Genomic DNA, 9,630 nt, shown 5'->3' with positions numbered 1-9,630 from the left:
GCCCTCGCGCGGTGAAACGCTTACGGCACAACGCTTACCGTGTCAAGAAACGCACAGAACCGGCAAGCACACGCCACCCCAGCCCACCCACGATCGTGCTGCACAGCCTCACCCACACAGCAAGATCGACTTAAGCTACGTGGCATTGCCTGCAGATGTGTACCTGCTTCTCCGGAAAATACGACTGCCCACGCGGCGCTCCGCCCGCTGTGCGGCGATACTCGAATAGCGCATTTCCTGACAACTCTTGGTCATCCGACGTTGGTGTACATTTCGTCGGGCCTTGCCGTCATGAGCGGCGTTGTGTCGCTGATTGTGCCGTATGTCCCCGGATTTGTTCAACTGCCACCCCTGAACGGCATAGCAGTCCGTCCGTGTTTGAACTGGTCGAGGGTGACTCGTTTCCTGGGGCCTTATTCCCGTGTTAGTCCAGGTTGTGATCATGGCGGCCAGGTCGGCGACAGTGGTGAACACGTCTCGGCAGAGGCGTTTGCCGATGGGTTCCGTGACACGGGGTCCCGTCCCCTTTCGTGCCGCGTCGAGGCAGTGACCAAGGTGACGTCTTCTCAGTCTGGGTTGCTATTTCCAACTCAGATGGCTAAGTTGGAAAAGACAACTTAGAGGACAGGAGCTACGACATGGACATCAAGAACTCGGTAGTGGTCGTCACCGGAGCCAACCGGGGCCTTGGCCGGCAGTTCGCGGCGGCGCTGCTCGAACGCGGCGCGGCGAAGGTCTACGCGGCGGCTCGCAAGCCCGAGGCCGTCGACCTGCCCGGGGTCGTTCCCCTCGCGCTCGACATCACCGACCCGGCCTCGGTGGCCGCCGCGGCCGCGATCGCCTCCGACGCGACGCTGCTCATCAACAACGCCGGTTCGTCCACCCGCGCGACACTGCTCGACGGCGACTTCGACGACATCCGGCTGGAGATGGAGACCCACTACTTCGGCACCTTGCGCGCGACGCGTGCCTTCGCGCCCATCATCGCCGCGAACGGCGGCGGCGCGATCCTGAACGTCCTGTCTGTTCTGTCCTGGACCCATCCGGCGGCCGCGGGTGCGTACGGCGGCGCGAAGGCGGCCGCGTGGGCGCAGACGGACGCCGTCCGCCTCGAGCTCGCACCGAAGGGCATCGACGTCACGGCTCTGCACGTCGGGTACATGGACACCGACATGGCCGCCCATATCGACGCCCCGAAGTCCTCGCCGGCTGCAATCGCTTCAGCCGCGCTTGACGCCGTCGAAGCGCGTGCCTACGAGATCCTCGCCGACGACCTCAGCAAGCACGTCAAGGCCACCCTGTCCGCCGGCGTGGACGTGCAGTACCCGCAGCTCGCCACCGCTCGGGTCTGACCTGCAGCCGGGAGGAATTCCCTTGGCGGGTAAGGGAGTTCTTGTCGGCTACGGGTTTCCTCCGGCGGAAAGTCGTTCGCGCAGCACGAACCGCTGGATCTTGCCGCTCGGCGTCTTCGGTAGCGACTCGACGAACTCGATCGCGCGCGGGTACTTGTACGGCGCGATTACGCTCTTCGCGAACGACTGCAGCTCGGTCACTTTCGCGGCGTCACCCACTACGCCCGGTGCGAGGACAACAGTGGCGTGCACGATGAAACCGCGGCTCGGATCGGCGGCGGCGACGACCGCGGCCTCCACCACGTCCGGGTGGTCGAGCAGGGCCTGCTCGACCTCGGGACCGGCAATGTTGTAACCGGACGAGACGATCATGTCGTCTCCGCGGGCCTGGTACCAGAAGTAGCCGTCGGCGTCGCGCGTGTAGACGTCGCCGGTCAGGTTCCAGCCGTTCTGGACGTAGACCCGCTGCCGGTCGTCGGCCAGGTAGCGGCAGCCCGTCGGGCCCTTCACCGCGAGTCGGCCGCTGACGCCGTCGGGGACGGGATATCCGTCGTCGTCGAGGATCGCGGCCTGGAAACCGGGTACCGCGCGCCCGGTGGACCCAGGGCGGATGTCGTCGCCGGCGGCGGAGATGAACACGTGCAGCAGCTCGGTCCCGCCGATCCCGTCGACGATGCGGAGCCCGGTGGCCGCGTTGAAGGCCTCCCAGACAGACTGTGGCAGATGCTCGCCGGCGGAAACGCAGCGGCGGACATTCCGCAGCGAGGAGGCTTTGCCGGCGGCCAGCATGGCTTTGTACGCCGTGGGTGCGGTACAGAGCACGCTGACGTCGTGGCGTTCGACGGCCTCGGCCAGCTCCGTGGCGTCGGCGCGTTCCAGCAGCAGCGTGGACGCGCCGGCGCGCAGGGGGAACACGACCAGCCCGCCGAGCCCGAAGGTGAATCCGATCGGCGGGGTTCCGGTGAACACGTCGTCCGGCCGGGTTTCGAGGATGTGCCTGCCGAAGGTGTCGGCGATGGCGAGCACGTCGCGGTGGAAGTGCATGGTGGCCTTGGGTTTCCCGGTGGTGCCCGAGGTCGGGGCGAGGATCGCCACGTCGTCGGCTGCGGTGTCGACGCAGGGGAAGGCACCTGTTTCGCGGGCCGCACGGGCGACGAGGTCTTCGGGGTTGTCGGGGTTGTCGGAGTCGCCGCCGTAGCAGAGCACGGGCAGTGCCGTCCCGGCCGCCAGTCGCAGGTCTTCGGCGAACCGGTGATCGGTCACCGCGAGGCTGGGCTCGGTGAGGTCGATGAGCGAGCGGAGCTCCTTGGCGCGCAGCAACGGCATGGTCGTGACGACGACTCCGCCCGCTTTGAGGACGGCGAACCAGGTCGCGACCAGCCAAGGGTCGTTGGGGCCGCGCAGTAGCACGCGGTTTCCCGGCACCAGGCCGAAATCCCGTGTCAGTACGTGCGCGACCTGGTCGCTGCGCCGCTCGAGGTCGGCGTAGGTCCAGGTTTCGGTGGCGGTGAGCAGACACGGGCGGTCGGCACCGGTGCGCGCGATCGTCCCGGCCAGCAGTTCGGTGGCGCAGTTCAGTCGCTCGGGATAACGCAGCTCAGGCAGGTCGAAGCGGAACTCGGGCCAGTCCTGGACCGGTGGCAGGCTGTCACGGCAGAACGGGTCGAGATGACCGGACGGCGACAGCGGCAGCGGCGACGGGGGTGGGGGCGGGGATTCGGGCACTGGCACTCCTCTCCGGAGCGTCCGGAACGCGAGTCGTCCTGCCAGTATGCCCTCTCCGTGACGACAGTCAAGGACACGCCATATCGGGTCGGGTCACGAGAAGACACAGCCCGCCGTGGTGCAGGCGACGAGGTTTCGACCGTGTTCGGCAAACTGGTTCATGATATTAGGGGTAAACTGGACCACGAATATGGTCCAGTTTTGGCTAGTCTGGAACACGTGACGAAACGAATCCAGCTCAGCCCGGGTATCCCGGGTGCGTTCAAGTCCCTGATCGCGATGTCGACCGAAGTCGAGCGGGCGGCCATCGAGGCCGGCCTCGACCAGAAGCTCCTCGAACTGGTCAAGACCCGCGCGTCGCAGCTCAACGGCTGCGCGTACTGCCTCGACATGCACACCACGGACGCCGTCAAGCACGGCGAAAACCCGCGCCGCCTCTTCCTGCTCGACGCGTGGCGCGAGACGGACCTGTTCACCGAACACGAGCGCGCCGCCCTCGAGGTCACCGAAGCGCTGACGCGGCTTTCGCAGACCCAGGATCTCCCTGACGACGTCTACGAGCGGGCGACGAACGTGTTCACCGAAGCGCAGTACAAGGCGGTGGTCTGGGAGGTGGTGGTGATCAACAGCTTCAACCGGCTCGCCGTGCCGGGCCACGCGGAGCTGCCGCACCGCGACTGAACACCGACTGTTCGTGAAGGCCGCATCTGCCGCGCATTGTGCGGCCAATGCGGCCTTTGTGCAGTCTGGATGCCCCGGTTCTCCGATGACCTACCCCTGGATGACCCGGCACTCAGCGGGGTTGGAAAGATACGCCCGGCGACGGTGCCAGATTGCGTGCGGTGCGGGGACGAAAGGACTTTCGGTGAACACGGAGACCTCTCAGGTGGATGACCTTCGCCTCGTCGCGGTGCAGAGCGCCGTGAGCTGCGCCGCGCTGTTCGTGCGGTTCACCGTGGCCGAATGGTCGCTGCCGTCCATGCTCGACGACGTGCTGCGGATCGTGGGGCACCGGGTCTCCGCGATCGTCGACCACTCGGACCCGAGGGTGCCGGGATTCATCACGCTGCGGCTGGGCCTGCGCGGGGACTGCTTCATCGTCGAGGTGCAGGACGACCTCAACGGCGAGCTGTCGGCCGGGTCGGCGTTGCGCGGGGTGAAGACGGTCGTCGTGCCGCTGGCCGGACGCGGGAACCTGATGCGCTCGGAGCTGGCGCTGCCTACCGGACTGTCCGCGCAGGAGGTGTCGCTGCCGCGCCGCGGCAGCCGCCGGTCACTGGTCGACGAGCAGTTCGACGGCGCCCAGGGGCCGGTGGAACCCGCTGTGCTGCAACGCGTCCTGTCCAGCCTGACGCAGTGGTCGCCCGAGGGTTAACCGAGTTCCTCGGTCGCCGCGATGACTTTGGTCAGCGTGGTGTGCAGGTTCTTCAGGTCGTCGAGGCTCATGCCGAGCCTGTCGACGACGGCGGGCGGGATCCGCAGTGCTTGCTCGCGCAGCTTGGCGCCTTCGGTGGTCAGCCGGACCGAGAGCAGCCGCTCGTCGTCGGAATTGCGTTGGCGTACCAGCAAACCGGCGGTTTCGAGCCGTTTCAGCATGGGTGACAACGTGCCGGGGTCGAGTTGGAGCAGCCGGCTGAGTTCCTTGACCGACAACGGCGCGCGCCCCCACAGCGCCAGCATGACCAGGTACTGGGTGTGGGTCAGGCCCATCGGCTCCAGCAGGGGTTTGTAGACGCCGACGACATTGCGCGCGGCGACCACCAGCGCGAAGCACACCTGCTGCTCCAGCGCGAGCGGATCCCCGGATTCCCAGTCTGTCATCGGTGCCTCAGCCACGCCTTCCGTTCGGGAGAAGCCCAAGGTACCAAGACGTCGATCACTGCCTGCGGTACATCGCGAGGTAGCGCTCGCGGGCCGGGGCGTCGGCGGCTTCCCTGGCCTCCTCGCGCACGCGCTTCGCAGTTCCAGGCGGGAAACCGTTCTTGACCAGTCGGCTATCGCCGCTCTCCTCGGCGTAGACCAACGAGTAGAAGTAGCCGACCAGTGCGGCCATCACGCAGAGCGCGACGCGCAGCAGCAGTGGGCCGGGGAGGAGCAGCCAGACCAGGATCAGCGGCGCCAGCATCACGCTCGACCGCGCGACGTGCCGCCAGAACCACGTGTGGCCGGTGACGTCGTTCAGTACCCAGGCCTGGTGCTTCTCGGGCAGTTTGCCGCCGACGGCGTACCACAGCCAGCGAACCGGATTGGGCCTTACTCGCTCGATCATACGTCGAGTGTACACCAACGCTTGGTGTACAAAACGTTGGTGTGCACGAAGTCGCGGCGGTCGAAGCGTCGGCGTTTCCTGCGGGATCCCTGGTACGAATGATTCGTACCGGGGATCCCCCGATTCGAATTGGTCGAAGAGTATTTCCCCAAGGTGGCTTGTGTTGCCGGCAAGAATTGCGAAGAAAACAAATTCTGCGGTGTTCAAATGTACGACGACGGGCGAGAGGGAATTCGCTTTGGTCGTCGCCAAATGCACCTGTTCCCGGACCGCATTCGCTTCGCGGCCGACACTCCAGGCAGGGAAACTCCAGTTCCGGCGCCTGCAAGGCCGTCAATATGGATGAACCGGAGGGCGCCACATGAGGCGGGCAGACTGGACAATTTTGTCACCAGTTTTGTCAAATTCTCTCCCGATGACACCTGTTTTCCGTCCCGATCGCACCTATGCCTGTGCGGTGCCGTTGTTGGCACGCCCGGTTCTCCATAGCCTGTTACTGCCCATTCGGCTGCTTGTCCCGAACGAAAGTGGGAACAATCCGTGAAGGTGTCCTTCCGATCGGCGGGTGTTTGGGTGATTGCCGCCACGGCGGCCCTCGTCCTTCCCTCTGCCGTGGTTAGCCCGGAGGCGACGGCGTCCGCCGGGCCCGCGGATCCGCAGGCTGTGATCGTGGTACTCCGCGACCAGCTGGCTGGGCTGCCCGTGAACAAGACGGCCAGCGCAGTCCGGCGAAGAACCGCGGACTCGGCACAGAACGCCGTGCTCGGCGGACTGACCGGTGCCGCGCCGAAGGACGTGAAGCACTTCTCGCTTGGCAACGCGTTCTCGGCGACGGTCACCGCGGCGCAGGCCGCCGAATTGGCAGCGAACCCCGGGGTGGCCGAAGTGCTTCCCGACCGCAAGCTCATGGCACCCGTGCCGGTGACCCCGAAACCGCAGATAGCGCCCGCTCCCTCCTCAACACAGCACGGTCCTTCGACCGGCGGCAACGCGCCAGGGGCGATCTGCCCCAGCGACCCGGCCAAGCCACTGCTGGAACCGGAAGCGCTGAGCACCATCCACGCGGCGAGCACGGACGGTTCCCCCAGCGCCGCCCAGTTGGCCACTGGTGCCGGGGTCAAGGTCGCGGTCATCGAGGACACCCTCGATCCGAACGCCCCTGACTTCATCCGGCCGGACGGTTCCAAGGTCTTCACCGATTACCAGGACTTCACCGGTGACGGCATCAACTCTGTCGGCTTCGGCGGCGAAGGGTTCGGCGACTCGTCCGCGATCGCGGCCCAGGGCACAGTTGTGCACGACCTGTCGAAGTTCGTCAACCCGGTACACCCGCTGCCCGACGGCTGCAACATCGCGATCAAGGGTGTCGCCCCGGGGGTCAGCCTGGTCGGACTGACGGTTTACGGTGCGAAAGCTTCGGACTCGAGCGCGTTGGCCGCACTCGACTACGCGGTCAACGTCGACCATGTCGACGTGATCAACGAGTCCGCGGGCGAAGCCGAGATCCCGGACTTCGGCACACGTGACCTCCTCCGGAGCTTCAACGAGCAGGCAGTGGCGGCAGGGGTGAGCGTGGTCGTCTCCAGTGGGGACGCCGGGGCGTCCTCGACGATCCAGTCACCCGGGTCGGGTCCCTCGGTGATCCTGGTCGGTGCCAGCACAGACGGCAGGGTCTACCAGCAGACCGGCATCGCGGCGACCGCACTGTCCAACGGGAAATGGCTCAACAACAACGTTTCCAGCCTTTCGTCGGGGGGGATCACCCAGGATGGGCACACCCTCGACCTGGTCGCGCCGGGTGAGGAGGACTGGTCGACGTGTGCCCCGGGCTACGGCGACTGCCTTGACCTGCACTCCCCTCCGAGGCCGTCCGACGTGTTCGAATTCGGTGGCACGAGCCAATCGGCGCCGTTCACCGCGGGTGCGGCGGCGCTGGTCATCCAGGCGTATCGGAACGCCCACGGCGGCAGCACCCCTGCTCCAGCACTGGTCAAGAGCCTGCTCACCAGCACGGCCCAGGACCTCGGACTTCCCGCCGACGAACAAGGCAGTGGGCTGCTCGACGCACGTGCGGCAGTTGAGGCGGCGACGACCGCTCCGGGCGCGACGGGCACTGCCCCCGCCGGGACCACATCCAACATCGCGCTCTCCACGGACCAGATCAGTCTCGACGGCGCACCGGGGCGCACCCAGACCGCCACGGTGCGGGTTACCGACGTCGGTGCCCGGCCGCTCACCGTGTCCACCGGCACCAGGACGTTCGTCCCCCAGTTTTCGCAGACCCACCATCTCGCGTTCGATTCCACCGCGTTGCCCACGTTCCTGAACTTCGCCGGGGTGCCCCAGTCCTTCCTGAAGGTCCCGATCGCCGTGCCGCCCGGTGCCGACCGGCTGGCGGCGCGGATAGCCTGGCAGGGCACGGTGAACCCGACCGTCAAGCTCACGATGCTCGCCCCGGACGGCACTTACGTCGCGGACAGCTTCCCGCAAGGTGGCGCCGTATCCCCGAACTACGGCAACCTCGACGTCCGTCAGCCGGTGGCGGGCACCTGGACCGCGATCGTCTATTCCAAGGCGGGCGCGGGCAGCTTCACCGGTGCGGTGGATCTGGACGCCAGCACCCAGCGTGCGGTCCCCGTCCCCGGAAGCAAGGTCGGCCCGCAGGCGCTCCACCTCGCCCCGGGACAGTCCGAACCGGTGATGATCGCCCTGCCGACCCCGTCGAGCAGCGGGGACCAGGCTTACTCCGTCACCTTTGCCGGCTCCGACGGTCACCAGACGGCGGTATCCGCGGTCGTCCGCACGCTGATCCCGACCGACCGCGGAATCGGGTATTTCAGCGGCACCATCACCGGTGGCAACGCGCGGCCGGCCGCGCCGGCGCAGACGTTCACCTACGGGTTCGATGTGCCCGGCGGCAAGAAGGATCTCGACGTCGGTCTCACCCGGCTGGACCCTGCCGACGTCGTGCGGCTGGCACTGGTCGACCCCAACGGTGAACTCGCCGACATGACCGACAACGCCGCGCCTTCCGGCCACGGACTCGTCCAGGGTGACGCCGCGCAGCTGGTCACCGCGAATCCCCAGCGGGGCCGCTGGGAGATGGTGGTCGCGGTGGAGAACCCGGTGAGCGGCAAGGAACTCGAATCGCCGTTCACCGGAACGGTCAGGTTCGACCAGGCCGGGGTCAGCGCGTCCGGTCTGCCCACCGCGTCGGGAACCACCATCAGGCCCGGTAGCCCGCTGCGGGTTCCGGTCACGGTGCACAACACCGGCGTCGAGGCGATAGCCGTCGGGGTGGACCCGAGGACCGACTCGGTGGAGACACTGCATCCGGTTCCGTTCTCCGGCTCCAGTGCGGTCACGCTGCCCCAGACCTTCGACGCGGCGCAGGTGCCCATTTTCCGGGTGCCGCCCGACACCAGCTCGTTCAGCGTGACCGGCTCCGCGACCGTTCCTATCATCACCTCGATCCAGGGCGACACATCCGGGCTTGACCAGGGTGGAGACCTGAAAGGTGCACAGAACGGCAGTACGGTCTCGGTGGCCACGGTCAGCGAGCAGCACGGTTACGTCGGCATCGGTGCCGAGGTCGCGTTGGCCCAGGAGGTCGGGCCGTTCGGGCCGAACGGGGCTGCCGCAGGCAACGTGAACTTCACGTCGTCGGTCCAGACGGCCGGTTTCGACCGGAGCGTGACCTCATCGACCGGCGACCCCTTCGCCGGGCCCTTCGAACCGGACGCGCCCGCTACCGCGCCGGCGGTGATCCAGCCTGGCGGGACAGCCACGATCATGGTGACCTTCACCCCGTATACCGCGACGAACACTGTCGTCACGGGGCACCTGAACCTGGTGACCGTGCCCGAGCAGCCGAGCGGTTTGGCCTGGTTCAGCACACCCGGTCTCAGTAGCGGTGAGGTGCTCGCGAACCTGTCCTATTCGTACCGGGTCGGGTGAAGCACGACGCCGCGTCGGAGGTAGCGCATCAAAACCCTCAGGGCCACCCTCATGGCATTGAACGCCACGTGTGTCGTATGTGTGGGTCCGCGACGCCTCAGTGGGTGCCGGGTGAGGTTCTTGAGGTCAGCGGGTGTGGTCGGCTGGTGGTGACTGTGGGACTCGTCGGTTTGAACGTGGGACTCGCCGCGCTGGAGTGTGGGACTCGCCGATGGGCTGTGCGAGTCCCACATTCAGCGAGGGCGAGTCCCACAGTTCAGACCGGCGAGTCCCACACCCAGCTCCGGACACCGGCATTCGCCGTACACGACCCGGCCCTTGCTGCGG

The 9,630-nt window shown here is 66.9% G+C and carries 7 protein-coding genes; 4 read left to right on the top strand and 3 right to left on the bottom strand.

All coding sequences use genetic code 11. The features are described 5' to 3' along the window. Positions 1-638: 638 nt before the first annotated feature. Positions 639-1,352 (top strand): SDR family oxidoreductase, encoded by a 714-nt coding sequence (locus JWQ81_RS44275; RefSeq protein WP_297551642.1) that lies wholly within the window; start codon positions 639-641, stop codon positions 1,350-1,352. Positions 1,353-1,400: 48 nt separating this feature from the next. Here the strand turns inward: JWQ81_RS44275 and JWQ81_RS44270 are convergent, their stop codons facing one another. Next, positions 1,401-3,044 (bottom strand): AMP-binding protein, encoded by a 1,644-nt coding sequence (locus tag JWQ81_RS44270; RefSeq protein WP_297551643.1) that lies wholly within the window; start codon positions 3,042-3,044, stop codon positions 1,401-1,403. A gap of 252 nt (positions 3,045-3,296) precedes the next feature. On the opposite strand from JWQ81_RS44270, the gene JWQ81_RS44265 reads away from it, so the two are divergent. Then, positions 3,297-3,758, top strand: coding sequence for a carboxymuconolactone decarboxylase family protein (locus JWQ81_RS44265; RefSeq protein ID WP_297551641.1), 462 nt, complete (start codon positions 3,297-3,299; stop codon positions 3,756-3,758). 184 nt (positions 3,759-3,942) lie between these two features. Next, complete coding sequence (locus tag JWQ81_RS44260; protein WP_297551640.1) at positions 3,943-4,452, top strand: ATP-binding protein; 510 nt, start codon at positions 3,943-3,945, stop codon at positions 4,450-4,452. On the opposite strand, the gene JWQ81_RS44255 is transcribed toward JWQ81_RS44260, so the two are convergent. Together JWQ81_RS44255 and JWQ81_RS44250 are read right to left on the bottom strand one after the other, a co-directional pair. Beyond that, the gene (locus tag JWQ81_RS44255; protein ID WP_297551639.1) at positions 4,449-4,898 is read right to left on the bottom strand and encodes a MarR family transcriptional regulator; all 450 of its coding nucleotides are present in this window, start codon (positions 4,896-4,898) and stop codon (positions 4,449-4,451) included. The two genes, JWQ81_RS44260 and JWQ81_RS44255, sit on opposite strands and share 4 nt — an antisense overlap. A gap of 55 nt (positions 4,899-4,953) precedes the next feature. Continuing rightward, the gene (locus JWQ81_RS44250) at positions 4,954-5,346 is read right to left on the bottom strand and encodes a DUF5313 family protein (RefSeq protein ID WP_297551638.1); all 393 of its coding nucleotides are present in this window, start codon (positions 5,344-5,346) and stop codon (positions 4,954-4,956) included. Positions 5,347-5,919: 573 nt separating this feature from the next. On the opposite strand from JWQ81_RS44250, the gene JWQ81_RS44245 reads away from it, so the two are divergent. Beyond that, positions 5,920-9,303: a S8 family serine peptidase gene (locus JWQ81_RS44245; RefSeq protein WP_297551637.1), complete on the top strand. Its 3,384-nt coding sequence runs from the start codon at positions 5,920-5,922 to the stop codon at positions 9,301-9,303. Positions 9,304-9,630 lie beyond the last annotated feature (327 nt).

Source organism: Amycolatopsis sp. (assembly GCF_025464955.1).
Classification (GTDB): Bacteria; Actinomycetota; Actinomycetes; order Mycobacteriales; family Pseudonocardiaceae; genus Amycolatopsis.
Note: the sequence above shows the minus strand (reverse complement) of the source record. Positions and strands in the feature narration are given on the sequence as shown.